28 protein-coding genes and 1 pseudogene are annotated in these 26,697 nt (G+C 57.3%); 4 read left to right on the top strand and 25 right to left on the bottom strand.

Annotated elements, in window-relative coordinates; genetic code table 11:
* Positions 1 to 84: 84 nt before the first annotated feature.
* Positions 85 to 1,065 carry a ribose ABC transporter permease gene (locus IBT54_RS22680; RefSeq protein WP_201253130.1) on the bottom strand — a complete coding sequence of 327 codons (981 nt, stop codon included), beginning with the start codon at positions 1,063 to 1,065 and terminating at the stop codon, positions 85 to 87.
* A 10-nt stretch (positions 1,066 to 1,075) separates the two neighbouring features.
* Complete coding sequence (locus IBT54_RS22675) at positions 1,076 to 2,590, bottom strand: sugar ABC transporter ATP-binding protein (RefSeq protein ID WP_095706991.1); 1,515 nt, start codon at positions 2,588 to 2,590, stop codon at positions 1,076 to 1,078.
* Between the two features lie 147 nt (positions 2,591 to 2,737).
* Between IBT54_RS22675 and IBT54_RS22670 the strand changes: the two genes are divergently transcribed.
* Complete coding sequence (locus tag IBT54_RS22670; protein WP_201253129.1) at positions 2,738 to 5,347, top strand: ATP-binding protein; 2,610 nt, start codon at positions 2,738 to 2,740, stop codon at positions 5,345 to 5,347.
* On the opposite strand, the gene phnE (IBT54_RS22665) is transcribed toward IBT54_RS22670, so the two are convergent.
* The 18 genes and pseudogenes from phnE (IBT54_RS22665) to fos form a co-directional block, all read right to left on the bottom strand.
* The gene (gene phnE, locus IBT54_RS22665) at positions 5,301 to 6,185 is read right to left on the bottom strand and encodes a phosphonate ABC transporter, permease protein PhnE (protein WP_095706989.1); all 885 of its coding nucleotides are present in this window, start codon (positions 6,183 to 6,185) and stop codon (positions 5,301 to 5,303) included. The two genes, IBT54_RS22670 and phnE (IBT54_RS22665), sit on opposite strands and share 47 nt — an antisense overlap.
* Complete coding sequence (phnE, locus tag IBT54_RS22660; protein ID WP_201253128.1) at positions 6,182 to 7,042, bottom strand: phosphonate ABC transporter, permease protein PhnE; 861 nt, start codon at positions 7,040 to 7,042, stop codon at positions 6,182 to 6,184. The genes phnE (IBT54_RS22665) and phnE (IBT54_RS22660) overlap by 4 nt, the downstream gene beginning before the upstream one ends.
* Positions 7,043 to 7,137: 95 nt before the next feature.
* The gene (gene phnD / locus IBT54_RS22655; RefSeq protein WP_013358330.1) at positions 7,138 to 8,064 is read right to left on the bottom strand and encodes a phosphonate ABC transporter substrate-binding protein; all 927 of its coding nucleotides are present in this window, start codon (positions 8,062 to 8,064) and stop codon (positions 7,138 to 7,140) included.
* 26 nt (positions 8,065 to 8,090) lie between these two features.
* Complete coding sequence (phnC, locus tag IBT54_RS22650; RefSeq protein WP_147789707.1) at positions 8,091 to 8,921, bottom strand: phosphonate ABC transporter ATP-binding protein; 831 nt, start codon at positions 8,919 to 8,921, stop codon at positions 8,091 to 8,093.
* Positions 8,922 to 8,999: 78 nt separating this feature from the next.
* Entirely contained in the window at positions 9,000 to 9,770 is a 771-nt protein-coding gene (gene phnP / locus IBT54_RS22645) for a phosphonate metabolism protein PhnP (protein WP_201253127.1), read from the bottom strand.
* Between the two features lie 56 nt (positions 9,771 to 9,826).
* Positions 9,827 to 10,363: a ribose 1,5-bisphosphokinase gene (phnN, locus tag IBT54_RS22640; protein ID WP_033733101.1), complete on the bottom strand. Its 537-nt coding sequence runs from the start codon at positions 10,361 to 10,363 to the stop codon at positions 9,827 to 9,829.
* Entirely contained in the window at positions 10,363 to 11,499 is a 1,137-nt protein-coding gene (gene phnM / locus IBT54_RS22635; protein ID WP_110330548.1) for an alpha-D-ribose 1-methylphosphonate 5-triphosphate diphosphatase, read from the bottom strand. The genes phnN and phnM overlap by 1 nt, the downstream gene beginning before the upstream one ends.
* Entirely contained in the window at positions 11,496 to 12,209 is a 714-nt protein-coding gene (gene phnL / locus IBT54_RS22630; RefSeq protein ID WP_195857929.1) for a phosphonate C-P lyase system protein PhnL, read from the bottom strand. The genes phnM and phnL overlap by 4 nt, the downstream gene beginning before the upstream one ends.
* Positions 12,210 to 12,971, bottom strand: a complete 762-nt coding sequence (phnK, locus tag IBT54_RS22625; RefSeq protein WP_201253126.1) for a phosphonate C-P lyase system protein PhnK — start codon at positions 12,969 to 12,971, stop codon at positions 12,210 to 12,212.
* Entirely contained in the window at positions 12,961 to 13,809 is an 849-nt protein-coding gene (locus IBT54_RS22620; RefSeq protein WP_201253125.1) for an alpha-D-ribose 1-methylphosphonate 5-phosphate C-P-lyase PhnJ, read from the bottom strand. The genes phnK and IBT54_RS22620 overlap by 11 nt, the downstream gene beginning before the upstream one ends.
* Complete coding sequence (locus IBT54_RS22615; RefSeq protein WP_201253124.1) at positions 13,802 to 14,878, bottom strand: carbon-phosphorus lyase complex subunit PhnI; 1,077 nt, start codon at positions 14,876 to 14,878, stop codon at positions 13,802 to 13,804. The genes IBT54_RS22620 and IBT54_RS22615 overlap by 8 nt, the downstream gene beginning before the upstream one ends.
* The gene (phnH, locus tag IBT54_RS22610; protein WP_013358339.1) at positions 14,878 to 15,453 is read right to left on the bottom strand and encodes a phosphonate C-P lyase system protein PhnH; all 576 of its coding nucleotides are present in this window, start codon (positions 15,451 to 15,453) and stop codon (positions 14,878 to 14,880) included. Before phnH ends, IBT54_RS22615 begins: the two co-directional genes overlap by 1 nt.
* A complete protein-coding gene (gene phnG / locus IBT54_RS22605) occupies positions 15,453 to 15,899 on the bottom strand; it encodes a phosphonate C-P lyase system protein PhnG (RefSeq protein WP_201253123.1) in 447 nt (148 codons plus the stop codon). Before phnG ends, phnH begins: the two co-directional genes overlap by 1 nt.
* 2 nt (positions 15,900 to 15,901) lie before the next feature.
* Positions 15,902 to 16,615 carry a phosphonate metabolism transcriptional regulator PhnF gene (gene phnF / locus IBT54_RS22600; protein ID WP_201253122.1) on the bottom strand — a complete coding sequence of 238 codons (714 nt, stop codon included), beginning with the start codon at positions 16,613 to 16,615 and terminating at the stop codon, positions 15,902 to 15,904.
* Between the two features lie 233 nt (positions 16,616 to 16,848).
* The gene (locus tag IBT54_RS22595) at positions 16,849 to 17,658 is read right to left on the bottom strand and encodes a Brp/Blh family beta-carotene 15,15'-dioxygenase (RefSeq protein WP_095706982.1); all 810 of its coding nucleotides are present in this window, start codon (positions 17,656 to 17,658) and stop codon (positions 16,849 to 16,851) included.
* Positions 17,655 to 18,368 (bottom strand): bacteriorhodopsin, encoded by a 714-nt coding sequence (locus IBT54_RS22590; protein ID WP_147789712.1) that lies wholly within the window; start codon positions 18,366 to 18,368, stop codon positions 17,655 to 17,657. Before IBT54_RS22590 ends, IBT54_RS22595 begins: the two co-directional genes overlap by 4 nt.
* A 618-nt stretch (positions 18,369 to 18,986) precedes the next feature.
* Positions 18,987 to 19,106, bottom strand: a pseudogene (locus IBT54_RS22585) (phosphonate metabolism transcriptional regulator PhnF); the annotation flags it as partial.
* Positions 19,107 to 19,362: 256 nt separating this feature from the next.
* Positions 19,363 to 19,761, bottom strand: coding sequence for a fosfomycin resistance glutathione transferase (gene fos / locus IBT54_RS22580; RefSeq protein ID WP_095706980.1), 399 nt, complete (start codon positions 19,759 to 19,761; stop codon positions 19,363 to 19,365).
* A gap of 256 nt (positions 19,762 to 20,017) precedes the next feature.
* Here fos and IBT54_RS22575 point away from each other — a divergent pair, with 256 nt between their 5' ends.
* Positions 20,018 to 20,647, top strand: coding sequence for a Vat family streptogramin A O-acetyltransferase (locus IBT54_RS22575; RefSeq protein ID WP_201253121.1), 630 nt, complete (start codon positions 20,018 to 20,020; stop codon positions 20,645 to 20,647).
* A 132-nt stretch (positions 20,648 to 20,779) separates the two neighbouring features.
* A complete protein-coding gene (locus tag IBT54_RS22570) occupies positions 20,780 to 21,283 on the top strand; it encodes an AAA family ATPase (RefSeq protein ID WP_013358347.1) in 504 nt (167 codons plus the stop codon).
* A gap of 266 nt (positions 21,284 to 21,549) precedes the next feature.
* Here the strand turns inward: IBT54_RS22570 and IBT54_RS22565 are convergent, their stop codons facing one another.
* On the bottom strand, positions 21,550 to 21,885 hold the full coding sequence (locus IBT54_RS22565) for a nuclear transport factor 2 family protein (protein ID WP_201253120.1): 336 nt from the start codon (positions 21,883 to 21,885) through the stop codon (positions 21,550 to 21,552).
* A gap of 430 nt (positions 21,886 to 22,315) precedes the next feature.
* Entirely contained in the window at positions 22,316 to 22,663 is a 348-nt protein-coding gene (locus IBT54_RS22560; protein ID WP_013358349.1) for a helix-turn-helix transcriptional regulator, read from the bottom strand.
* 52 nt (positions 22,664 to 22,715) lie between these two features.
* On the opposite strand from IBT54_RS22560, the gene IBT54_RS22555 reads away from it, so the two are divergent.
* The gene (locus tag IBT54_RS22555; protein WP_081463849.1) at positions 22,716 to 23,708 is read left to right on the top strand and encodes a threonine/serine dehydratase; all 993 of its coding nucleotides are present in this window, start codon (positions 22,716 to 22,718) and stop codon (positions 23,706 to 23,708) included.
* On the opposite strand, the gene IBT54_RS22550 is transcribed toward IBT54_RS22555, so the two are convergent.
* The 3 genes from IBT54_RS22550 to IBT54_RS22540 all read right to left on the bottom strand — a co-directional run bounded on the left by IBT54_RS22550 (position 23,675) and on the right by IBT54_RS22540 (position 26,524).
* A complete protein-coding gene (locus tag IBT54_RS22550; protein ID WP_041456957.1) occupies positions 23,675 to 24,250 on the bottom strand; it encodes a GNAT family N-acetyltransferase in 576 nt (191 codons plus the stop codon). The genes IBT54_RS22555 and IBT54_RS22550 overlap by 34 nt on opposite strands.
* Positions 24,251 to 24,524: 274 nt before the next feature.
* Entirely contained in the window at positions 24,525 to 25,013 is a 489-nt protein-coding gene (locus IBT54_RS22545) for a hypothetical protein (protein WP_236263638.1), read from the bottom strand.
* A 419-nt stretch (positions 25,014 to 25,432) separates the two neighbouring features.
* Positions 25,433 to 26,524 (bottom strand): mechanosensitive ion channel family protein, encoded by a 1,092-nt coding sequence (locus IBT54_RS22540; protein WP_201253119.1) that lies wholly within the window; start codon positions 26,522 to 26,524, stop codon positions 25,433 to 25,435.
* Between the last annotated feature and the right edge of the window lie 173 nt (positions 26,525 to 26,697).

The following is a 26,697-nucleotide window of genomic DNA, read 5'->3' as shown; positions in this document are numbered from 1 at the left end:
TTCTCCTGCTGTTTTCAAGGTGCCAACCGCTTAATGGCGTTTTTGGGTGGCGGCGGCGACACGGCGCATCCGCCCTTTAGAGCCTCAGCTCACATGATTACGGGTGCGGTATTTGTCGATCAGGACAGCGATGATGATTACCGCGCCCTTGATCACCAGCTGCCAGAAATAGGAGACGCCCATCAGCGTCATGCCGTTATTCAGCGTGGCGATAATCAGTGCGCCAATCAGGGTGCCGGTGATGGTGCCGATGCCGCCGACAAAGCTGGTGCCGCCGAGGATCACCGCCGCAATCGCATCCAGCTCGTAGCCGACGCCGAGGTTGCCGTTGGCGCTGTAGAGCCGCGAGGCGCTCATTAAGCCGCCCAGTCCCGACAGCAGGCCGCTCATGCCGTAGACAAACAGCAGCACCACGCCAACCTTGATGCCGGTAAGACGCGCCGCCTGGATGTTGCCGCCGACCGCGTAGATATGAACGCCCAGCGTGGTGCGGCGCAGGATGAACCAGCAGATGGCGATCACCGCAAAGGCAATCACAATCAGCCACGGCACCGGCCCGAGATAGCCGTTACCAATCCACTCAAAGTTAATATCGGAGTTAATCACCGTGGTGCCGTTCGCCAGCAGATAAGCCGCCCCGCGCAGCGCGGTGTAGGTGCCGAGCGTGACGATAAAGGGAGGCAATCCGGCCCAGGCGACCAGGATACCGTTGAACAGCCCCATCACCAGACCCGCGCCCAGCGCCATCGGAATGGTCAGCGAGGCAAGCATCGGATCCAGCGACGCCACCAGCGCGACCACTGCCGTGGTGCCCAGCATCGACCCTACCGACAGGTCGATACCGCCGGTCAGGATGACAAAGGTCATGCCCGCCGCCAGCACGATATTGATCGACGCCTGGCGGGTGATATTCAGCAGGTTCGCTTCGGTAAAGAAGTTCGGCGTAACGAAACCAAACACCGCCACGATCAGGATCAGAATCGGCAGAATACCCACCGTTTGCAGCAAATCGCCCATCAGGGCGCGTTTCAACGTCGGCGCGTTAGTGCGGGCCAGTTGTGACATGGTGGTCTCCTCAGATTTCGCCTGCTGACGTGCTGTGCGCACCGGTTGCCAGCGTCATAATATTTTCCTGACTGATGTGGCTGCCCTCCAGTTCACCGACGATGGTGCCTTCGTGCATCACGTAAACGCGGTCGCTCATGCCGACCACTTCCGGCAGTTCGCTGGAGATCATTAAAATCGCCACGCCCTGCCGCGCCATCTCCTGCATCATGCGGTAGATCTCGCTTTTCGCGCCGACATCGACACCGCGCGTCGGCTCATCCAGGATCAGGATGCGCGGGCCAATCGCCACCCAGCGCGAGATCAGCAGCTTCTGCTGGTTGCCACCTGACAGGCCGCCCGCCCGGACCTGAGCGTGCGGTACACGAATATTGAGGGAGGCGATCGCCTCCGTAGCGATGGTCTGCCCTTTGCGGCGGTTGAGCATCCCGTAACTGGCGTCGCGCTCCAGCGTCGCCATCACGATGTTCTCCTGCGCCGCCATCTCCAGAAACAGCCCCTGCTCTTTGCGGTTCTCGGTGAGGAAACCGATGCCGCGCGCAATCGCATCGCGCGGGGAATGAATGGTGACCTTCTCGCCGTCGATCCAGATCTCGCCCTCTTTCGGCTTATGCACGCCGAAGATCAGCTGCGCCAGTTCGCTGCGCCCCGCACCCACCAGCCCGGCCAGCCCGACAATTTCCCCAGCCCGCACAGCCAGACTGCTGGGATGCACTTTGCCGCCGTCGGTCAGATGATTGACCGCCAGCCGGATGTCGCCCAGCGGGATAGCCCGGTCTTTGTTAAACAGATCGCTGAGCGGCCGCCCGACCATCATCCGCACCAGTTCGCTGGCGTTGAGCTGGTCACGCGTCAGGCTGCCGACATACTCCCCGTCACGCAGCACGCTGACGCGGTCGGACAGCTCATAGACCTCCGCCATGCGGTGACTGATGTAGATGATCGCCATCCCTTCGCTGCGCAGCCGTTTAATCAGCGCGAAGAGCTGTTCAGTTTCACGGTTTGAGAGCGCGGCGGTCGGCTCATCCATCACCAGGATGCGGCTGTTGCGCTGCAGTGCGCGGGCGATCTCGACCTGCTGTTGCTCGGCGATGCTCAGACGACTGACAAGATCCCAGGCGCTGAACTGCGCGCCGAGCCGGTCAATCACCCGCTGCGCCTCTTCGGCCATCTGCCGCCGCTTCACCAGCCCGCCGGGCGCGATTTCACTACCCAGAAAAATGTTCTCCGCCACCGTCAGGTTGGGTGCCAGGTTAATCTCCTGATAAATCAGGGTGATCCCGGCAGCCAGCGCCTCTTTCGGCCCCTTAATCGTATAGGGCTTGCCTTCAATGAGAATTTCCCCGCTGCTGGCGGTATAGGCACCGGCCAGAATCTTCATCAGTGTGCTTTTACCCGCGCCGTTCTCTCCCATCAGCGCGTGAACCTCACCGGGATACACCGTGAGATCGACGCCCTTCAGGGCATAAAAATTGCCGAAGCGTCGGGTAATGCCCCGCATTTCCAGTATCGGTGTGGCTGTCATCGCCCTGCTCCTGCGGACTGTGGATAGCCGCCAGTTAAGCAACGCCAGATAAACGGAAAATGTCAGCGGCCATTCATATTTGTCATAAATGCCCGACGCCGCGCTCCTATACTCGGCCCACGGTTGCCGTGAAGAAGAGGTCGTGGGATGCAGCACAGTTATCCGTGGCAGGCCGGGGCGCGTGGCCGCCTGTTGATGTTCAATCTGCTGGTGGTGTTGGTCACGCTGATGGTGAGCGTGGTGGCGATCGTCGGCTTTCGTCATGCCGGGGCGATTCAGGAGCAGGCACAGGCGCAGACGCTGGCAGATATGAACGGCAGCCTGGCGCTGGCACGTGACACCGCCAACGTGGCGACGGCGGCCGTACGGCTGTCGCAGGTGGTCGGGGCGCTGGAGTATCAGAGCGAATCACAGCGGCTGCAGCAGAATCAGAAGGCGTTACAGCAGTCGCTGAGCCTGCTGGCGAGTGCGCCGCTGGCGGCCCGTCAGCCGGAGCGCATCGCCCGGATCCGCGCCCGCAGCCTGATGCTGGAGCAGACGATTAACAGCCTGCTGCTGAACAGCCATCAGCGGCATTTGCAGCGCAACAACATGCTGAGCGATCTGTGGCAGACGCAGATTCTGCTCAGTCATATCGACCAGCGAGTGCAGCGGGAACAGCGGACGCGGCCGGATGCCGCACTGCGCGAGCAGACCGAACGGCTGATCACCATCGCCATCCGTACGCCCTCGCCCATCGCCGTGATTGAGCAGCTTCAGCAGATCATGACGCAGTGGCGCACGGTGCCGCTGACGGGTGTCACCGGCGAGCAGGTACAGCGGCTGCTGGCCACTCAGCAGCGCCTGCTGCCACTGGCGGAGGCGCTGGAGCAGAGTGACCTGGCGATCGCCTACGCCACCTACCGGATTAAAGCGCTGGTGGCGATGCTGAACGACGATATCAATGCGTCGGTGCAGCAGGTTGCGTTGCAGAGCGAGGCGCGCACCCAGGCCACCCACCACGAACTCGACTCCATCATCAGCTTTATCGCGCTGTTTGTGCTGCTGGCGCTGGCGATCACCGGCTATGCCGGGATCTATATCTATCGCAACCTGGGGTCGAGCCTGACGGCGATAGCCGGGGCGATGACGCGGCTGGCGCAGGGTGAGCAGAACGTCAGCGTGCCGGGGCTGCAACGGCGCGACGAGCTGGGCGAGCTGGCGCGGGCGTTTAACGTCTTTGCCCGCAATACCGCCTCGCTGGCCCACACTTCGCGGCTGCTGAAAGAGAAAAGCAACCAGCTGGAGTCCACGTTCCTGGCAATGCGCGACGGCTTTGCCCTGTTCGACAATAACGGTCAGCTGGTGGTGTGGAACGCCCAGTATGCCGAGCTGCTTGGAATCGCGCCGCGTGAACTGCATCGCGGCGTCCACTATCAGCAGTTGCTGGCCCCGCTGGCGGTGGATCTGCACGATCCCGGTGAACCCCAGGAGATCCGGCTGGCCGATGGCCGGACGCTGGAGCTGCGCTTCAGCCCGATCCCGCGGCGCGGCATGGTCAATACCGTGCTGGACCGGACCTCACGTAAAACGCTGGAGGAGGCGCTGCAGCACAGTCAGAAGATGAAGGCAGTCGGCCAGCTGACCGGCGGCCTGGCGCACGACTTCAACAATCTGCTGGCGGTGATTATTGGCAGTCTGGCGCTGACCGAAGGCCAGCTGATGCCCGGCCCGCTGGCGACCCGCATTGAGCGGGCGAGGCAGGCCGCCGACCGTGCGGCCCAGCTGACGCAGCGGCTGCTGGCGTTCTCACGTAAGCAGGCACTCTATCCGCGCGCGGTGTCGGTGGTCACGCTGGTGGATAACCTGCAGGGGCTGCTGCAGCACTCGCTGCTCCCGGGACAGCAGCTGATTATTGATGCGCAGCGTCCCGGCTGGCTGGCCTGGATTGATGCCAGCCAGCTGGAGAATGCGCTGATGAACCTGGTGGTGAACGCGCGCGATGCGATGCATCAGCAAAGCGGTGAAATCCGGCTGCGCATCTGTAATCAGCGCCAGCCGCAAGGGAATGAAAAACGTGACCGGGTCACAATTGAGGTTATCGATCATGGCTGCGGCATGTCCGCCGACGTTCGCGAGCAGGTTTTCGAGCCCTTCTTCACTACCAAAGCCACCGGCAGCGGCAGCGGACTGGGGCTGTCGATGGTTTACGGCTTTGTGCGGCAGTCAGGTGGGCAGATTGAACTGGAAACTGCGCCGGGCCAGGGCACCACGGTGCGTCTGCTGTTGCCGCGCGCAGCGGAAGCCGCTGCCACTGCCGTCATCGCCCCGCCACCGCCAAAGCCCGCCGAGGCAGAGGCAGCGAACAACCGCCTGATACTGGTGCTGGATGATGAACCGGCGGTGCGCCAGACGCTGTGTGAGCATCTGCACCAGCTGGGGTATCTGACGCTGGAGTGTGGTGACGGTGAAGCGGCGCTGGCGCTGCTGCGCCAGACGCCCGATATCGACCTGCTGATCAGCGACCTGATGCTGCCCGGCGAGATAAATGGCGCGGAAGTGATCCGCCAGGCGCAGCAGAGCTGGCCGCAGCTGGCGACGCTGCTGATCAGCGGTCAGGATCTGCGTCACCAGCCGGTGACGCTGCCGCTGTGCGAACGGCTGGCAAAACCCTGGCAGCAGGCTCAACTGGTGCAGGCGCTCCAGCGCGCCTGGCAGCGCAGTGAACGGCTTAATCGCGCGCAGCAGGCTGCCACAGCGGCACCGGCTTGCCGCTGATGTAGCGCTTACGCAGGCGGCTGGAGATCACATCCATCACCATGACCACCACCACCAGGATCAGCGTCAGGAACATCACCACGTCCCAGTTCCACAGCCGCATGTTCTCGGCGTAGACCAGGCCGACGCCACCCGCACCGACAAAGCCCAGCACCGCCGCAGAGCGGGTATTGGACTCAATCTGGTAAAGGCTCAGTGCCAGGAACTGCGGGAATGACTGGGTGAAGATACCGAACCGGTGTTTCTGCAGGCTGTTGGCGCCGACCGCACCCAGCCCGCGACTGGGTGAGCGCTCCACCGCTTCGTGCCCTTCGGCATAAAGCTTACCGAGCAGTCCCACATCCTGCAGGATAATCGCCAGCACCCCGGCCAGCGGCCCCATACCCACCGCACGCACGAATATCAGTCCCCAGATCGCCATATCGATACCGCGCAGCACATCGAACAGACGCCGCACAAGGAACGCCAGCGGCTTCGCGGCGCGATCGTGCATCACATTGCGCGCCGCCAGAAACGACAGCGGCAGCGCCAGCAGCGAGGCCGTCAGCGTCCCGGCAAAGACAATCCCTAAAGTGATCCCCACCTGTGAAAAATAGTAGCCAAACGGCCAGTTCAGGAAGTCGTGCCAGACAAACATCCGCAGGAAATAGCGCCCCAGCTGCTGGCAGCCCATCAGCAGGCGCGACCACTCCAGGCCAAACACCGAGAAGAAAAAGAGGTAATAGAGCAGCACCGCCAGCGCCATCAGCCCGATGCGGCGCAGATAGCGCGGCTGCGCGGCGAACAGTTCACGATGCTGCTGCTTCAGCAGTGCGACATCCGGTACGTGGCTTATCATGTCCGATCTCCTGTGACACGGCGACGAAGCTGGCCGGATAGCGTGTCCAGCAGCGACACCACGATCAGAATCAGCAGCAGCGTAATACTCACCTGATCGTAGCGGTCCAGTTTGATGTTGGTCATCAGCTCCTGGCCGATGCCGCCCGCGCCGACCAGTCCGAGGATGGTGGAGGAGCGAAAATTAATCTCCAGCCGCATAAAGCTGTAGGAGAGAAAAATCGGTTTCACCTGCGGCCAGAAGGCGAAGCGCATCCGCTGCAGCTTACTGGCACCGCAGGCGGCCAGGCCACGCACCGGCTTATCCGACGCCGACTCAATCGCCTCGTAAAACAGCTTGGTCAGGCTGCCCACGGTGTGCAGCGCCAGCGCCAGAAAGCCGGGGATCGCCCCGATGCCAAACGCCATGACAAACATCACCGCCCACGCCAGTTCCGGCATGGTGCGCAGAAAGGCAACAAAGGCGCGAATCGTTATTCGCACGCTGACCGGCGTCTGGGTATTATCGGCGGCAAAAAAGGCCAGTACCGCTGCCAGGGCGACGGCCACCAGCGTCGAAGCCAGCGCCAGCTGCAGCGTTTCCCAGATCAGCGGCAGCTGAATCGGCAGACGGTAGCCCCAGTAAGCCAGCGAGCCTTCGGTCTTACCGTCGGCAAACAGCAACGGCAGATGCAGTACCGGCAGGATCTCGTGCAGGTAGTCGAAGAAGTGCGGCAGTGAATGCCAGACGGTGAGCAGATTAAATTCTGCCACTCTCCCGGCCGCCAGATAGAGCGCCACCAGCAGCAGTGACCAGAGCAGCGTGTCACGTTTCTGCTGGCGGCGGATGCGTTGGTAATAGTGTTCGAAGTCGGTCAAAGGGGGTTCTCCGGCGCTAAAGCAGCGGGACGCAGGCGGGGTTGCCGCGTCCCGCCTTCCCCGCCTGGGCGGGGAAAGTCAGGGCGTCGTCGGCCTTAGCCGCGGCTGCCTTTCATCAGGTCACGCTTCATATCGATAATGCTTTTATAGTCAGCAACGGTCGCCTCACCGATATGCTGCTGGCCGCCCACCGCTTTCACGAAGCAGGCGTGATCTTCCTTATCCAGCTTTTTAATTGCCGACACCACTTTCGCTTTGAAGTCAGCGGGCAGCTTGTTGCTGACCAGCACCGGCCCGTTGGGGATCAGCGGCGACTGCCAGATGATGCGGATCTGCTTCATCAGGTCCGGATGGTCCATGCGGATCAGACGGCCAAACGCGCCAGAGGTGTAGCCGCTGTTGTAGTCACCGACCAGTGAAGTCCAGGTGACCGCGCCATCAAACTGGTTGTTCAGCACGCCCAGAATGTCCTGCTCATGGCCGCCGGAGAAGGTCACGCTGGAGAAGGTGTTGTTATATTTGTCATCCACCGAGCCGCCGAACATCTTCTTAAACGCCTGGTTGGGCATCAGGAAGCCGGACGTCGAGTCGGGATCGGCCATCCCGAACGATTTGCCTTTCAGGTCTTCCAGTTTTTTGTACGGGCTGTCGGCTTTAACGATGACGACAGAGTGGTAGCCGCGTGACTGATCTTTGTCATCGACTACGATGCCGACCACATCTACCGCTTTCGGGTCCTGAATATAGACCGAGGCAAACGAGGCCGGAGACATGCTCAGTACCATATCGATCTTGCCGCCCAGCAGGCCCTGGATCACGCCCGAATAGTCTGAGGCGTTGCGCATCTGGGTATCCACACCCAGCTCTTTATCAAAGAAGGTCTTCACACACTGATTGTCGCCGATCTGCTGGGTGGCGTTCTGCCCACCCAGAATCCCCAGATTAAGCTGTTTTGGCGCATCCGCTGCGCTGACACCCAACGCCATGACACTGGTCAGAAGTGCTAAAGAAGTCAGTTTCATTCGGAATTATTCTCTTGCTGTGGACGTTAATGGATTTGGTTAAGTTCATCGCCGTACAGCTGGTGAAGCAGGCTGTCGGTGAGTCGGGAAGGATGTCCGTCAAACAGCACCACGCCGCGCTGAATGCCAATCACCCGGGTGCAGTAGCTTTTCACCAGCTCAATCGAGTGCAGGTTGACCATCACGCTGATCCCCTGCTCGCTGACCTGACGCAACACATCCATGATGCGTTTGGTATTTTTAGGGTCGAGTGACGCCACCGGCTCATCGGCCAGCAGAATTTTCGGGTTCTGCATCAGGGCGCGGCAGATCGCCACGCGCTGCATCTGCCCGCCTGAGAGGTTTTCCGCCCGCTGCAGCGCCTGCGGCAGCATGTTCATCCACTGCAGCAGTTCAATGGCGTGCGCCCGGTCCTCGTCAGAGAAGATTTTAAAGAAGGACTTCAGCGTCGCGGTCTGGCTCAGACGGCCCAGCAGCACGTTGGTCAGCACGTCGAGGCGCGGCACCAGACAGAAGTCCTGAAAGATCATGCCGCACTGGCTGCGCCATTCGCGCATCTGGCGGCTGCTGAGCGTGACCACGTTACGATCGGCTTCGCCTTCATGCAGGCTGATAATCGCGCCGGACGTGGCATTAATCGTGCCGTTGAGCATATGCAGCAGGGTTGATTTACCCGCGCCCGAGCGGCCAATCACCGCCACCAGCTCACCGGCGTGCAGGTCGAAACTGACCTGATCCAGCACCTGGGTGTCGCCATAGGCTTTGCTCAGTTTCTGCACCGACAACACTTTTTGTCCGCTGAGGCTGGCCGGTGGTGCATCGTTATCGACCACCGTTTTCAGAAGTGCCTGTGCCATGCTGTTCTCCGTCATCGCTGATTGCGTATGCCGGTTATTAAGGCGTGACGCGATGAACGCGGGATGACAGCGAGATGATCAAACCGTGACAGGCCAGTGCGCACCGCACAGCAGCGTCTGACCATCACGGGCAGGCTGCACACCCTCCGGCAACGGATTTTCCGCTAACCAGTTATCCATCTCATGACTGAGGTGGGTCAGCCAGGTCTGACGCGGCTGAAGCAGCGCCGCAATCGCCAGCGCCCGGGTCACATCATTGTGATTACCCGCCTCTGCACGCGGCGGATCGTTGCAGTCAATCACCAGTTGATCCAGCGGCTGGCCGCGCAGGAAGTCGGCGGTGTCGGGCGGCAGTCCGCAGGTGTCGCACAGCCAGGCGAGCCGGGTGTCGTGCCAGTCGAACAGATAGCCGTGCGTCAGCTTCGAGTGCTGCAGCGGCAGCGGCGTGACCTGCAGTTCACCAAAGGCATGCGCCACAAACGGCGTTAAGGCGGGACGGAAATCGAGCAGGCCGGGGTGTTTGTAGAGGTCGTCACAGCCGCGCGGATCGGGCGGCCCCCAGACCGGAATCGGACCACCCTTTCCCCAGCGCAGCGCAAACAGGCCCTGCACATGATCCATGTGGTAATGGGTCAGCAGAATGCGCGTCAGCGTGCCGGGCGGAAAGCGCGACGCCAGCAGCGGCAGACCGGCATCCAGCAGGATGCGCTCGTGGCCGAACGCGATCAGCGCGCTGCAGGGCGCACGCGCATGAGCGCTATTGCGCTGCGCCCGCTGGCAGGCAGGACAGTCGCAGCCCGGCAGTGGCGCGGCCGTCACCCCGCCGGTGCCGAGAAAAGTGAGTTTCATGGATGCGTCTCCGGTTACGGATGTCGCTGCAGGACGGTTTCCGCGGGTGCCAGGTGTCATTGATGCGCCTCCAGTATCTGGCGTAGCTGGCAGACGGTTTCCGCCAGCGCGCCGTCGTTGTTAAGAATCAGGCAGCCATCGGGCTGTGGCTGGGCAGCGCGCGCCAGCCGCCGGGCTATCTCCGCCTCATCTTCGCGCCCGCGCTGACGCAGCCGCGCCGCCAGCACCGCGGGCGTCACCTGCAGACAGACCGGCAGCAGCTGCGATCCAAACCGCGCCTGCGCCTGGGCCAGGTGCAGCCGCGACCCGTTCACCACCACATTCTGCCCGCGCAGCAGCCACTGTTCCGTCTCGCAGCCAATGCCGTAGCGGAAGCCGTGCGCCTCCCAGCTCACCGCGAACAGACCGAGTGCGGCGCGACGGTCAAATTCCGTTTCAGTCAGCGCCACATGATTTTCACCGCCCGCATCGGCGGCGCGGGTGATGTAGCGATGGGCGATCAGCAGCCGGGGCGGCGGTGCCGCCCGCAGCGCATCCAGCAGGCTGTCCTTGCCGGAGCCGGAGGGACCGGTAAGCCAGATCAGCCGTGCCATCAGTACACCTGCCGGCCTTTGCTCCAGACGTGCCGCACGTGCGGATAGCCGTGGGCGGTGTGCGCCAGCACCAGGTCGGCGCGGCAGCCCTCGGCGATGACGCCGCGATCGAATAGACCTAATGCGCGGGCCGGGTTACAGGTCACCAGCGCGATCGCCTGCGCCATGCCGAGGCTGTTGCGCTCATCAGCCGCCAGCCGGAACGCCGCATCCAGCAGGCTGGCCGGGTAATAGTCGGAGGAGAGAATGTTCAGCAGCCCGTGTGACGCCAGTTCCCAGGCGGCGACGTTGCCGGAGTGCGAGCCGCCGCGCACGATGTTGGGTGCGCCCATCAGCACCTGCATGTTGCGATAGCGCGAGGCACGCGCCGCCTCCAGCGTGGTTGGAAACTCCGCAATGCGGCTGCCTGCCGCGTGAGACTCTTCCACGTGCGCCGCGGTAGCATCATCGTGGCTGGCGATGGCGATGCCATGCTCCCGGCACAGTCCGGCAATCGCCTGACGATTGGGCTGCGACCACTCCGCCGCCAGGGTGAGCTGGTCATGCTCGAACTGATCCATCTCGGCGTCGTTGAGCTGATATTTGCCCTGATAATATTCGCGATATTTGATCAGCGAGGCGTACTGACGCTGGCCCGGCGAATGGTCCATCAGCGACACCAGCGCCAGCTCCGGCGTGCCCATCAGCGCTTCAAACAGCGGCGCGGTGGTGGGATGCGGCAGTTCACAGCGCAGATGCAGCAGATGCTCGGCGCGGTTCAGCCCTTTACGGTTGCTGTCGCGGATGGCGTCGATCATCTTGCTGAGGTTATCCAGCCGGTGCCCGCCGTCGCGCACATCACCCACGCCAATCGCGTCCAGCACGGTGGTAATCCCACTTGAGACCATCAGTGCATCGTGGCTGCTCATCGCCGAGTGCGCGGGCCAGTCCACTTTCGGGCGTGGGGTGAAAAACTTGTCGAGGTTATCGGTGTGCAGTTCCACCAGCCCCGGTAGCAGCCAGGCCCCTTCGCCGTCCAGCGCACCCGGCTGCTGGCTGGTGGTTTCGCTGAAGCTGCTGATGCGCTCGTCGCGAAACTCCAGCGATCCGGTCACCACCTCGTTTTCCAGCACCAGTCTGACGTTATTGATAATCATGCCTGCACTCCTGTGTCGATCGGATGCATCAGGTGCAGCCGGTCGGCTACCCGCTCGCGCACTGCCCGATCGTGAAAAATACCGACGATGGCGGCACCCCGGGCGCGCGCCTGTTCAATCAAGTCCACGACCGCCGCGCTGTTGACGCTGTCGAGCGAGGCGGTGGGTTCATCCAGCAGCAGCACCGGATAGTCGGCGATAAAGCCGCGTGCGATATTCACCCGCTGCTGCTCACCGCCGGAAAAGGTGGACGGGGCGAGCGACCAGAGACGCGGCGGCACATTCAGCCGGGTCAGCAGTTCGGCGGCCCGCGCTTCGCAGTATTCACGGTCGACGCCGCGCTCCAGCAGCGGCTGCATCACAATTTCCAGCGTCGGCACGCGCGGGATCACCCGCAGAAACTGGCTCACCCAGCCCAGCGTGTCGCGGCGCAGGGCGATAATCTGGCGCGCTGATGCCTGCGCCATATCGATCCACTCGCCCTGATGGGCAACCCGGATGTGGCCGCTGTCGGGCTGATAGTTGCCATAAAGCGCGCGCAGCAGCGTGGATTTGCCGCTGCCGGAGTGACCGTGCAGCACCACGCATTCGCCCTCGCCTACCGTCAGGCTGGCGTTGTGCAGCACCGGCAGCGCCGCGCCGTTCTGGTTGTGCAGCACAAAGGTTTTACACAGATTTTCGACCCGCAGGCGCGGAGTGTGATTCGTCATTTAATTGAGCACCGAAGAGACCAGCAGTTGAGTGTAAGGATGATGAGGATCGTCCAGCACGCTGTCGGTCAGACCGCTCTCCACCACCCGCCCCTGTTTCATCACCAGCAGGCGATGCGCCAGCAGTCGTGCCACGCCGAGATCGTGGGTGACTATTACCACCGCCAGATTCAGCTCGCGCACCAGCGTTCGCAGCAGATCCAGCAGACGCGCCTGCACCGAGACATCCAGCCCGCCGGTCGGCTCATCCATAAACATCAGCTGCGGCTGCGTCACCAGGTTGCGGGCAATCTGCAGACGCTGCTGCATTCCGCCGGAAAAGGTGGTCGGCAGATCGTCGATGCGCCCGGCGTCTATCTCTACCGCCTGTAACCAGCGGCTCGCCTCAGCGCGGATGTCGCCATAGTGGCGCTGCCCGGTTGCCATCAGCCGTTCGCCGATGTTGCCGCCCGCGCTGACCTGCGAACGCAACCCGTCCATCGGATGCTGATGCACCACGCCCCACTCGGTGCGCAGCAGACGACGGCGGTCGCTTTCACTCATCTGATAAAGGTCGCGATTCTGATAAAGAATGCTGCCCTGCTGCGGTGTCAGACGCGCCGACAGGCTCTGCAGCAGCGTGGTTTTACCGGAGCCGGACTCGCCGACAATCCCCAGCACTTCGCCGGGCCAGAGATCAAAACTGACCTGCTCAAACCCTTTGCCCGGCGCGTAAAGATGGGTGAGCTGGTTCACCGCAAGCAGCGGCTGTTCACTGTGCATGTTGCTGTTCCTGCTGCTGATGGCAAAAGTCGGTGTCGGAGCAGACAAACATCCGCGTTCCCTGATCGTCCATCACCACCTCATCGAGGTAGCTGTGGCGCGAGCCACACAGCGCGCAGGGTTCTTCCCACTGCTGCACGGTGAAGGGGTGATCGTCGAAGTCGAGACTCTCCACGCGGGTGTAAGGCGGCAAGGCGTAGATGCGCTTTTCACGCCCGGCACCAAACAGCTGCAGCGCGGGCATCATGTGCATCTTCGGGTTGTCGAATTTGGGGATGGGCGACGGATCCATCACGTAGCGATCGTTGACCCGGACCGGATAGGCGTAGGTGGTGGCTATATGACCGTAGCGGGCGATGTCTTCATACAGCTTCACCTGCATGATGCCGTACTCCTCCAGCGCATGCATGGTGCGGGTCTCGGTTTCGCGTGGTTCGATAAAGCGCAGCGGCTCCGGGATCGGTACCTGGAAAATCAGGATCTGATTCTCTTCCAGCGGCGTTTCCGGAATGCGGTGCCGGGTCTGGATCAGCGTGGCATCGGCGGTGCGTTCGGTGGTCGCCGCACCGCTGACCCGCTTAAAGAACTGGCGGATCGACACCGCATTGGTGGTGTCATCTGCGCCCTGATCGATCACCTTAAGCACATCCTGATCGCCAATGACGCTGGCGGTGATCTGAATGCCGCCGGTGCCCCAGCCGTAAGGCATTGGCATCTCGCGTCCGGCGAACGGCACCTGATAGCCGGGGATCGCCACCGCTTTGAGGATGGCGCGACGGATGGTGCGTTTGGTCTGCTCGTCGAGATAGCCGTTGTTATAGCCCGTGAGTTCAGCCATGGTTGCGCTCCTGATAATCGTGCTGCAGCTGTTTCAGCAACTCCAGCTCGGCCTGAAAATCGACGTAGTGCGGCAGCTTGAGGTGCGAGACAAAGCCTGCGGCTTCGACGTTGTCGGCATGCGACAGCACAAACTCTTCGTCCTGCGCCGGGCTGGTCACGCGCTCATTCTGCTCGCGGCTTTGCAGCGCCCGGTCCACCAGCGCCATCGCCATCGCTTTGCGCTCGGCGCGGCCAAACACCAGCCCGTAGCCACGGGTAAACTGCGGCGCAGCGTCATCGCTGTGGGCGACGCCGTTGACCATTTCACACTCCGTCAGCAGCAGTTCCCCGATCTCCAGCTCAAAACCCAGCTCTTCGGGACAGATGCTGACGCTGAGATATCCGGTGCGGATCTCGCCAGCAAACGGATGGGTACGGCCATAGCCGCGCTGGGTTGAATAGCCCAGCGCCAGCAGAAAACCTTCGTCGCCGCGTACCAGCTGTTGCAGCCGCGCGGCGCGTGAGGCGGGAAAGCTCACTGGTTCACGGGTGATATCAACCGGCTCGCTGCCGTCATCCACCTCGCCAGCGGCCAGCCCTTCCTCAGTCATCATGCTGAACATGTGCGGACACTGGTCAGGCACCGATCGATCGTCACGCGGCGCAGCGGGCGTTTCACCGTTAGCCAGCAGGGTGAAGTCGAGCAGCCGGTGGCTGTAGTCATAGGTTGGACCCAGCACCTGGCCGCCCGGCAGATCTTTGTAGACTGCCGAGATGCGGCGTTCGATACGCATCGCACCGGTCGTCAGCGGCGTGCTCTCCGCCAGGCGTGGCAATGTGGTGCGATAGGCGCGCAGCAGAAAGATCGCCTCGACCAGATCGCCGCTGGCCTGCTTGATCGCCAGCGCCGCCAGTTCCGGATCGTATATTCCGCCTTCGGTCATCACCCGATCCACCGCCAGCCCCAGCTGCTGCGCCACCTGATCGCAGCCAAGTTCGGCCACTGCCCTGTCGCCGCGTCGCAGATCGGCCTGCAACTGATGGGCATTTGAGATGGCTTTTTCGCCCCCTTTCACCGCGACATACATCAGCACACCTCCACAACGGTGGTGCGCGGCACGGCCATGATCGCTTCGCCACAGGTGAAGATCAGATCCACGCCCTGCGGGAAGGGATGCGGACGGGTGCGCAAATAGTGCAGTACGCTTTCCGGTAGCTGTGGCGCAATGGCGCGGGTTTCCCGCAGGCCGGGACCGGAGAGACGCAGCGTTAATCCGCCATTCAGCGACGGTACTTCGATGATCAGCGTGGTGCTTTTTTCCGGCGACAGGTTGTCACCCGCCGCGAACTGCGTGGGATCCGGCTGCGCCGCCGCATGGCTCAGCGCGAACGGGGCATCCTGCTGCGTGGTGATGGGCGCGCCGGTATGGAAGCGCAGATTGTTGCGCAGCTGTTCGTTGTCGATTTGCGCATCCAGCCAGACCGGACTTTCCTGATCGACCAGCGTCAGCAGCAACGCCGTCGCCGCCGGTGACAGTGCGCCCCAGCCCTGTTGCAGCGGCAGCGAGACCATCACGCCCGGCTCGCTCATCGCTTTCAGAATGCGGCGAAACGCGCGCTGTGCATCCGCGACCGGATGGTTAAAACTTGCCAGTAATGTCATCAGTTATCTCCGCGAACCAGCGTAAAGAAATCCACTTTGCTGCTGGCGATTTCACGGGCGCGCAGCTGTCGCTGCTCATCGCGCCACGCCGCCAGCGGGGTAATAATCTTCTCTTCCAGCAGGGGCCGGGTTTCCGGCTGCTGCAACAGCGCATCCAGCAAGGCGCAGCGTTCGGCATGGGCTCTGTCCCGCCCGAGCAGATAGCTGTAACCCAGGGTGCCGTCGTTAAGTTGCACCACCGCGCGCGTTACCGTGGCATCGCCCATCACAAAGCGTTTGCCGGTGGCGCCCATCCGCGCCTGTAACCGCGTCAGCCCGATCTCTGCCGGACGAATCAGGGTGAATTCGGGCTGGAGGTTAAGCGCCTGCCAGTGCTGTTCAAGCAGGGCGGCGCTGCTGTGCGCCAGCACCGACAGCCAGCGCTGACGATCCGTTTGCTGTTCCATTATTAGTGCTCCAGAGTCAGTTCGATCATGTCGCCGCGCGTCAGGCTGACGGAGTATTCCGCCAGTGCGCCATCACTGGTTTTGTTCAGGGTCCGCACGCAGAGCAGTGGCGCATGCAGCGCGATATCCAGCTGACGGCACTCTTTGGCCTGCGCCCGGCGGGTGCTGATACGCGTCTGGGTGCGCACCAGCTGCTTGCCGGTGTGCTCGACTAAGAAGTCGTGTAGCGATCCACTGTTAAATTGCTGCAGCTGTGGCCACCAGCTAAGGTCGGCGAGGAAATGATTGATCAGGCAGAGCGGCACGCCGTTGGCGCGGCGCAGGGTGCGCAGATGAATGACGTTGTCGCCCTCTTTTACGCCTAACGCATTGCCAACGTCGTTGCTGGCCGGACGCAGCACCGCCAGCAGCCGTTCGCTGGTTGGGTGACTGCCCTGCTCCATCAGGTTCTGACTGAAGCGCGCCTGGGCATGCAGCGGATAGTCATACGGGCGCATCAGCACCAGAATGCCAACGCCATGACGGCGCTGCAGCAGCCCTTTGTGCACCAGCTCATCGACAGCCCGACGCAGCGTATGGCGGTTCACCTCATAGTGATCGGCCAGTTGTTGTTCGGAAGGAAGATAGTCGCCGCAGCGGTAGCGCTCTTTCAGCGCCTGCTCCAGTTGTGCGGCGACAGCCTGATAGACAGTGGTCGGATGTCTGGATAACTCCATCACGATGAAATCCTCACGGGTTACAGAGTGGGAACGCAGTGATAAGACGCTGCGGGATGGGGTTAGCCTGAGGGAAGCAGATGACAGAACGGTGACGCGGGGGTGAAGGTGAGGTGAATGTGAGAGTCAGGATAGAGGGACGTTAAGGCTCAGAGGTTTATGAAAATAGTGTTCAGCATGAAGCAATCGGCCCTGCTCTCCCGATAACGTAGTCAGAGTGCAGCACAATGGCTTCACACCTGATGCCGGGATTCAAACCAGGGCGTAATAAGCATATGTGGAATTGCCAGTGCGGCTAGCGCAGTAAAGAGTGACTGAATACCCGCTTTGTCCGTGGGATGCATTAGCACAATGGTGCCCGCCGCCAACAGGATTGCTGCTGTCAGTATCGGCCATGTCGCTTGCAGGTAGCGGATGGTACTGTTGCACCCCAGCCGATCGCGCCGCTGCCGGGTTTGCGGGAGCGCATGCAAAATCAGAAAGCCCATTGAAAAACCGACGAAAGGCGGAAGGAGTAATAACGCCAGTGTACCGGCCAGAAGACGCCTGTCCCGGCGGAGTAAGCCCACAAAAATAAGGCCTGCTGCACAGAGTCCCCCTGTGAGGGCAATACCCATAGCAAAAGAGTCTGGCAATGAAAATCCCAGCCCCGCCTCATGCAGAATTGTGCTGAACGCCTGCAAATGGAGTGTTGCTGGCGTCGCTATCATGCTTATTCCCCGCGCCAGGCGTTCAATGCTGCATCCATGAGGGGCATCCTCAAGTGCAAAATGTATGGCAGAGGCCAGGAGAAAAATGGGCAGCGCCAGTGCCGGCGCACCGTGCCACCAGAACAGACAGAGGACAATGACCAGCCCATAGGCGGCAAGGAACGGGAACTGACGCTCGCGTTTAACGACGTCAAGATCGCTGGCACCGTGCGCCATGCCGATAAGGCCAATCGCTACGGTCGCAAACAGTACCTGGCCCGCAAGGGGACTGAAAGAGGCAGCCAGCGCTGCCCCCCAGAGTCCTGCCCATCCGAACCGCCCCTGGCCTGTCATCTCCGTACTGCACCAACAGGCACGGCATGAGAAAGGGCTTTCTTCATGTTAGCCGCGGCGTAGAAGGCATAGAAAACTTTTGCGATGATATCCAGAATCAGGAATGCCCAGACCGATGTTGCATCAGTGATGATCCTGAGTCCTTCCGGACCGACCAGAAAAACGATCGGATAGATAAACCATACGATGGTCAGCAAGGCCACATTTTTGTTGTAGGCGCCTGCCAGCGCGTTACCCCGCGTAGCGGCTATGGCACGCAGCGGTCCCCAGAGCAAATAAACAACGCCCAGAAATGCCGCGCATGACCACAGATACCAGACCCATTTCGCGACAGAGGTTTCCGCCAGAGAAGAGACCAGGCCGGTGATGATCATCATCACATCCAGCACAATAATGGCCGTCAGAAAGCCGCCCATTTCTCCCGGCTTACCCTGTTCATGGAAAGCCAGCATGACCAGCCCCGCCAGCAAGAGAGGTGTTGTCACTGACCAGTCAGCATAACGTGCCAGATACACTACCGTACCATTGTCCAGCGTGAGGTTGCCTAACCCGAACGCCATAGCCAGATAGGCAGTGGCAGCAATAAACGGGACGGATGCGTGCACGAGTGTATGGTGACCAAAGGGATATTTCTTGTCGCCCGTCGCGTAGATAATCAGTGATGCGATTGCCATCACCGAAAACCCAATCATGAATGCGGTTTGATCCATTTATCTCTCTCCTGTACTAAGACGCCCGAATCGGGCCAGCAATGCAGTGATGAATTATCGTTAAAAACCATTTATATTCATTCAAAGAATATGCTGACAGTATATGACGATATTTTTATTTTGCTTGCTGGGAGAAAATCACGCTTTTTAATTTAAAATAATAAAGTTAAATTAACGTCTTTTGTGAGCCTTTTAAGCAGTCGATATAAAAACCAATGTAAAGTTGTGTTTCTCAGCGTTTCGCTTCCCTACCAAATCTTCATGAACAGATAATACACAATACCATACTAAGCAATTGATTTTAATATCAAAAAAATGACATGCAAGCCGCAAACCCTGGCCTTTGCACAAGCTAAAAAAATTGCAATAATTTTATTTTTTAATGGTAAATTTAAAACTGCACGCTATGAGAATGATGTGGTGCGATCTCTCATAAAGTTGAAACAACATCAATAAAACCCATTCTTATTTTCTGAGAGAGATAATAAAGTGATGAAAAAAATAAAAAATTTCGCATATTAAATACCCGAACGCTTTTAAGGGGTAAATGCGTAAACTGAGGCTTTTCACAGAGAGAATAATCTCTTAAGCAGGGTAACACTGACATTCTGCGGTGGGTTCTGCCAGCAGTTGCGCGGAAGGGAGATAGTCGCCGCAGCGGTAGCACTCTTTCAGCGCCTGCTCCAGCTTTGCGGCAACAGCCTGATAGACAATGGTCGGATGCCTAAATAACGCCATCCCGATGAAATCCTCACGGGTTGCAGAGTGGGAACGCAGTGATAAGACGCTGCGTGATGGGGTTAGCCTGAGAGATGGGGTTAGCCTGAAGGAAGCAGATGACAGAACGGTGACGCAGGGGTGAAGGAGAGTTGAATGTGGGGGCTGGAGAGTGCGGGTGTTTGTTAGTGTGAGTGATGAGGCTGCAAGCCGTCACGCAGGAGGTTATGGCTCCTGCGAGCGAGTCATTTTCCCCGCCAGGCGGGGCGCAAAGCCATCAGAAGAACGTCATTCCCTGATAAGGCTGAGTCAGGCAGGCTCTGATACGGCTCTCCAGATCGCCATCATGGATCTCCAGCCTGTGGCCATCGGGGTCCAGAAAGTAGAAGGATTTCCCCTCGCTTTTGTTGCGTTTCCATTCTGTTACCCCCGCCGCTCTCAATCGCTCAACGAACGGCTCGAATTCGTCACCCGCAATAGTGAATGCATAGTGGGTGTAATCATTTCCAGCAGAGACGGTATCCAAAGAGAGACAGAGCCAGAGCTCGCCCAGCGACAGATAAGCGCCATGATCCCATGCAGCTTTGGGGATGAAGCCAGGAGTGCCAGTATAAAATCTCAGGCTACTGGTCAGGTTGCTTACTGCGAGGGTGATGTGATTGAGTCCTGTCAGCATGTAAAACTCTTTATCAGAATGCAGAAGAATTTAATTTATAGGATTTAGATTTCTTTGCACACAAAGAGAATTAAGAACCGGTTGTATATCGGCTGACTCTTTGCCGGACTTACGTCTGAAACAGGAAATCGAAGCGGGTAATACAGCCGGGACAGGTGCGCGTTGAGCGGTTGACAAAGGCCGGGCTTAGGCGCAAGGGACGACGGCCTTCATGGTGTACACTGGCACAAACTCATTCAGCGTTTAAGGAGAGAATATGTACGGACCGGATCCGGCCAATCCCCATCCAATGGAGGGCTTCCCACAGGTTTGTTTTATCAAAAACACGGTGAAGAACCCCAATATCATCATCGGTGATTTTACTTATTATGATGACCCTGAAGACTCAGAAAACTTCGAGCGCAATGTCCTTTATCACTTCCCCTTTATTGGCGACAAACTCATCATCGGCAAATTCTGCGCTATCGCAAAAGGTGTTCAGTTCATCATGAATGGGGCTAACCACAGCATGGCGGGTTTCTCGACTTATCCGTTCTACATCTTCGGAAACGGATGGAAAGCAGGCCAGCCTCAGCCCGGCGATCTGCCCTACAAAGGTGATACGGTGATTGGTAATGACGTCTGGATGGGTTATCAGGCGCTGATTATGCCAGGCGTAAAAATCGGCAACGGCGCGATTATTTCGTCACGCTCTGTCGTCACGTCAGATGTCCCGGCCTGGTCGGTTGTGGGTGGCAATCCGGCCAGAGTTATCAAACAGCGTTTCGACAATGAAACCATTTCGGCACTGGAGAAGCTGGCCTGGTGGGACTGGCCCGTAGAAAAGATTACCCAACACCTTCCGGCAATTATCTCAGCAGACCTTGAAGCCTTGCCAGACGACTAGCTGTGCAGAAACATCACCGTTCCCTGCGGGCAAGCGGTGGCATTCATCCGTAATGCGTTGGGATACGTTCGCGCAAACTGATGTGCACGTGTCTGCTTTACCACTGGAGCGCGGATTTAAACAGGAGTCGTTATGCTCTACATTTTTAGTGGCCTTCCTGGCTGCGGAAAAAGCACTATCGCGAAACTGTTATCTGAAAAATTAAAAGCAGTGTATTTACGCGTCGATACGATCGAACAGGCATTGCGTAATGGTTCAGCGGCTTCGGGGGACATTGGACCGGAAGGCTATTTCATCCTTTATGAGCTTGCGCGAGACAACCTCAAACTGGGATTACCGGTTGTCACTGACTCGGTGAATGATCTTAATCTGGTGCGTGATAGTTTTCGGGATATCGCAATATCTTCATGTGTTCCCTTTCTGGAAATTGAAATCCTCTGTTCGGATCCCGAACAGCACCGTGCGCGTGTAGAGAGCAGAATCTCTGATATTCCCGGCTTAAAAGTGCCCGACTGGCAGGCCGTTGTGGATCGTGTTTATGAGCCATGGAAAAGAGAACATCTGAAGCTGGATACGGCGGGATTATCGCCTGCTGAGTGCGTTGAGGAGATTCTTAAGGTCAGCTGTCACACCTGAGCGCCTTTGGCCCGAACTATTGACTGCGCTGAATGTGTTGAACTGAGCGGAGCATCGCGTCCGGCTCTCAGGGTTGAAGCCAATTAAAAAAGTTATCGTCACTCTCTTCGCTCAGGTCAGAGCGACGATATCAGTATGATTTCTGCGAGGATAGAAGAAGCACTCCGGGTCAGATCAGGAGCCTGGGTGTTCCAGGCGAAACTTTACTTTCCAGCATTAAAAAATCTATAACTAAAATTGTCGGGTGCTTATTTAAAGACGTTTAATCAGGGAAAATAGAACCAGGCAGTAGCAATAAGGTCGTTTTTAATTTCAAAAACAGCAACACTTTCCAACGGTTGATCAGATAGACCGTATATTAATTCATGATCGAAAACTTTATTCCCCATTACGATTCTGGAAATAAGTTCTGCTTTAAGATTGGGATTATTAAAACGGTTATTCACGTAAAATTCACGTAAGGACTCCTTCCCGGTGGTAGCAGGACTTTCACCTGGCATCCGATAACCTTTGAAATCCTCTGAAAAGCAAGCGATGAACGCGTCAATATCATGGGCATTGTAGGCTTCAAACTGCGCCTTTACTGGCGAATCTGCTGACATGGCAACCTCATCCAATTGAATTTATATGCATTAAAATTGAATACATAATCATATGATACGCAGATAAACAAGTTATGAGCAAGCTGAATTCGATTCTTATCCAGTCTGCTGCTGGCATAACGCCGCCGTGACAGCACACATCGCGCTATAAGGGATAGCAGACGTAACTGTCTGTTATTAAAAAAGGATCACTGAAGTGACAGGTGATAATTGTCAGGAAGCAAGTCACATTGCGTGCAGTGGTTCACAGGCTAAAGCATACGCAATGTGAACAACCTTGAAGATAAGCTAAGTGCTTAAAGGGTGACACGGCGGGTTGGCAAAAGATGATAGTTAATCAGGACGTTGCATCAGTCTGCCAGTCGAGCACATGAATGCGCGAGATAAACACGCATACCGGCTTTGTTCGCCTGAAGTGCGCCATACTTAACTATGACTCTGCAGGTGGACGCGTCGCCAGCTTCCCATAGCCCGACAACATTTCAGTAGCATCATCCATCCGCTGACGATCCAGTTTATAGAATACCCAGTTCTTGATGCGTTTCGAGGTCATAATTCCCGCTTTAGCAAGAATCTGTAGATGACTTGTTACAGCAGGCTGACTCAGACCAATTTTTTCAGTGATGAACCCGACACACACACCATCCTCAACCAGATCGCCGTCCTGCTGCTCCGGAAAATGTGATCTGGGATCGGAAAGCCATTCAACAATGACGAGCCGATGCTCGTTACCCAGAGCGCGGAAAATATCGGCCATCGATGTCTTTGCGTTGTTCATATAGCCAATCTCCTATATAGTTATTTTCTTATATAAATTAATCGGGCATATTATGACAACTCAGACTCAAAGGCCAATGGACGGTGTCACGCTGAAAGCTATCTATGCAGCCGCAGGGCGAATCAGGCAAACCATATGCAGAACCCCACTGGAGCCTGCGCAGACGTTATCTGCCCTTGTCGGAGCGGAGGTCAGGCTTAAGATGGAAAATCTCCAGCATACGGGTAGCTTTAAACTGAGGGGCGCCGTAAACGTTCTTGCCAGTCTCGATGCGGATCAGCGAAGTGCAGGTGTCATCGCCCCCACCGCGGGAAACCATGGCTTAGGACTCGCCTGTGCAGGTCATGCAGCTGGCATACCTGTATCCATATTCCTGCCCTATTCCGCAGACCCTATAAAGGTCTCGGCAATGAAAAGTTATGGTGCTCAGATAACTTTTTTTGAAGACATTGAAGAAGCAAGGCAGGCCGCCCTTGTCACAGCGGAACAGTCCGGGGCGACATTCGTCTCAGCCTACAATAATGAGCAGATGATTGTCGGGGCCGGCACCGTCGGTCTGGAAATCATGGAGGAATGGGCAGATGCCGACGTTATTCTCGTCAACATTGGCGGCGGCGGGCTGGCCTCAGGCATTGCAACGGCCATCAAAGCCATAAACCCTGCTACCGAAGTATGGGCTGTGCAAAGTGAAGCTAGCCCGACTTTTGCCAACTGGACAGAGGCAGGGGAAACGATTCCTGTCGAATTATCGGCGTCAATCGCCGAAGGCATCAGTGGCTATATAGAGCCTGAAGCGATGACCTGGCCACTGATACGTGACCGCGTTGACCGTGTTCTACTTGTTTCAGAAGCCGAAATTAAAGCAGCAATGCTGTTCATGCTAAATCAGCACAGCCATGTCACAGAGCCTTCCGGCGTACCTGCGGTTGCAGCAGCCCTTCGTTATGCGAAGGAGCTGAGCGGGCGTAAGGTTGTCTGCGTCGTAAGCGGCAGAAATATATCTGGCTCACGCTATCTCAACTTAGTTAATGAGGCCGCTCGCTGACGACATTGCGCATTCCACTCAGCGCGGGTAATTTCCCAAAGCTCAGAATCCAGAAGGCCGCTGACATATTCCTTCTTAACAGTTTTAATAAGCCGCATTCCGCTACTGACTGAAATACGCTGAGAGCGGCTGTTAGCGGCGGCTTTAGGTGCGCGTAATACCGCCTTATTCAACACATTAAACCAGTAATCCGTAGCCGCAATACTCGCCTCACGCATAAAGCCGTGCCCCTGATATTCCGGTGCGAGCCAGAATCCGCGATTGTTATCTTCTACATCGTAAAGGCAGATCAAGCCCATGAGTTTGTCCGGTGTTTCACAATGTCTGATCGTCCAGCACCATGCAATTCCTTTGGCCATGTCAGGCAACGCAACGTTATTGACGTAATTCTCAGCACCATTCTCTGGATAAGGCCAGGGGACCGACGCCACCATATAACGAACGATTTCCCAGCGAGGATAAAGCTTCTGGATCTGTTGAGCATCTTCGGCAACTAATGGTTTTAATATCAACCGATCGGTTGTAAGCGTGGGGATTCGCATGGGCAATGATCCTTTAATAGACAAACTTCTGGTCAGGTTTTATCTCTCTTAAAATACCCCTACCGTCATCTGTTACATCATGCAAAGATGGCATTATGGCTTCAACGTCCGCGCCTGGCACGTAACGGAGATGAACGCAGTGAAATTTACGCTGAGAGTAATCCGCGGGGTAACGTTTAAGGGAAAGTCTGCGTTTCCATTCATGCATCCCATCACCTGAATTTTTAGGGATATTCTTTTTAATTTATCCGGGAAAAGGGTGTGGTGAAATATTTCAAACGTGACAAAGCTCGTGGGCACGTAATTTCCATTCGTCAAGCTGAGTGGGGTGGTCAAAAGAGTAATAGACGTTAGCGTCCTCAGGCAGAATATTATGCAGTGCCTGCAGGCAGTTGGCCTCACAGGGCCGCAATTCAATATAGGCACCCGTGATGGGTATGACATCATCCGTGGAAAAGCGTTCTATGCGGTTTATCGCGGCAACCAGTGCGGCCATTTCACCATGCAGTTTGACCCAGTTATGGGTATAAATGCCTGGCGGCATGCTTACATGCATCTGACTGTTTCCAAACGCATAGCGAATGTTACCCCGGAGCCTGTACTCGACTACTGCACAGCAGGACTCAGGACCGAAACCTGGCTGTTTTACTAATTTCTTTTTGTCTTCCAGCGTGCGCCTGACAATCGGATAACCGGAATTAAGGGCATATTCAGTTTTTATGAGTTGCATCAGAGCGTCCTTTACTTGACCATTATTAATCAATCATATGGGGTTCCGGCGCAAAACTCCATAAGAACAGGACACTCATGAGCTGGGAAAGTTAAGGACCTCTTAATAAGAATGCTTTAATCATCCTGTCAGAGGCATGCTGCACCAACGATGGCGCCGACAGACAGCCTTTAATTGATAGCCCACTACGAAAATCCGGATTTCTCCCAACGTGCCTTAAACGCGCAGTTTATAAATTTTTCTGACAATCCTTTCTCCTGTAAGGTTTTCACTGGATGTCAAACTCGCTATCAATGAACCCATCACGCTGTTAACGACGTCTGCTACTGACACAAAGCGGACATACATACCAATGCTTCATCTCCCCTGAAAGACAACGGAGCAATAGCCATCAGGATACTTACACACCTCTGAGACTATTACTCACTCCCCACTCATACTCCTCAAAAAGACTATTCCACTACTGCTCTCCCAACCTTCTCCGACCCGCTATCCGTCAGCGACGCTCTCACCTGTGGCAGGCTTTCCGGGTAATTCTGCTGAATAAACTCAATCATCTTCTCACGCACATAACAGCGTAAATCAAAGGCGATCGGCGAGTTCTGGGCAGTCATCAGCATCCTGATGGTCATGGTTTTCTCGGTGGTGTCGGTTACCTGAAGCACTGAGGTTTCCTGATCCCAGAGTTTGGTTTCACTCAACACCTTCTCGAAATGCTTGCGCAGTGGCTCCAGCGGCATCGAGTAATCCACGTAGAGAAACACCGAGCCTAAAATCTGGGCGTTGTTGCGCGTCCAGTTCTGAAACGGATTCTCGGTGAAATAGGTAATCGGCAGCACCAGACGACGCAGATCCCAGATGCGCACCACCACATAAGTCAGGTTGATCTCCTCAATCCATCCCCACTCTTTTTCCACCACCACCGCATCATCAATCTTGATGGGCTGGGTAAAGGCAATCTGAATACCGGCAAACAGGTTAACCAGCGACTTCTGTAAGGCAAAACCGATAATGATACCGGCGACACCGGCACCGGCCAGAATGGTAGTGCCGAATTTACGCACGCCGGGGAAACTCAGCAGAATCAGCGAAACGCAGAACAGCACCAGGATGACAATAACAACTTTCTTAACATAGATAATCTGGGTGCGGATTTTTCGCGCGCGCAGGTTATTGGAAATATTAATATCATAGCGGATATAAAGCATATCCTGCGCCACGTTGGTCAGCCGGATTAAGACCGAGCAGAATGACATGATAATAAAGACGTTGATGATATTGGTGATGAGATCGAGTGAGTCAGGATGAAAATCAATGTAGTTAATCCCGACATTGATCATTAATAACGGCACGAAAAAGAACATCGAACCGCTGAGGTGCTTTTCCAGGGATTTGAATAGTTTTCTGTCACGGCCCTGCCAGTAGCGGATAAACGCGAGCAGGATAAGGCGAGCCAGAAAACCCAGCACAAATGAAAGCGAGACGAGTAATACAACAGGCACCCATGACGGGAAACCAGATAACTCACCGAATAACAATGGCATTATTTTCCCTTTTTGTTAGCTGACAGGCTAAAGCTGTCAGATAAGTGACCCACTCAGTAACCGTTGTCTGCACGGTTATCCGTCTGTAACACAATCAGCGCTCATGAGTATGAACCATAGCAGCGAAGTTGGCAGGAAATGCGCGGTGATGGGATTGCTGAGGCCTTCAGCCT

Origin of the sequence: Pantoea sp. S62, from assembly GCF_016658625.1 — a bacterium.
In the GTDB taxonomy this organism is placed as follows: Bacteria; Pseudomonadota; Gammaproteobacteria; order Enterobacterales; family Enterobacteriaceae; genus Pantoea; species Pantoea vagans.
This window is presented reverse-complemented; position numbering and strand designations above follow the sequence as displayed.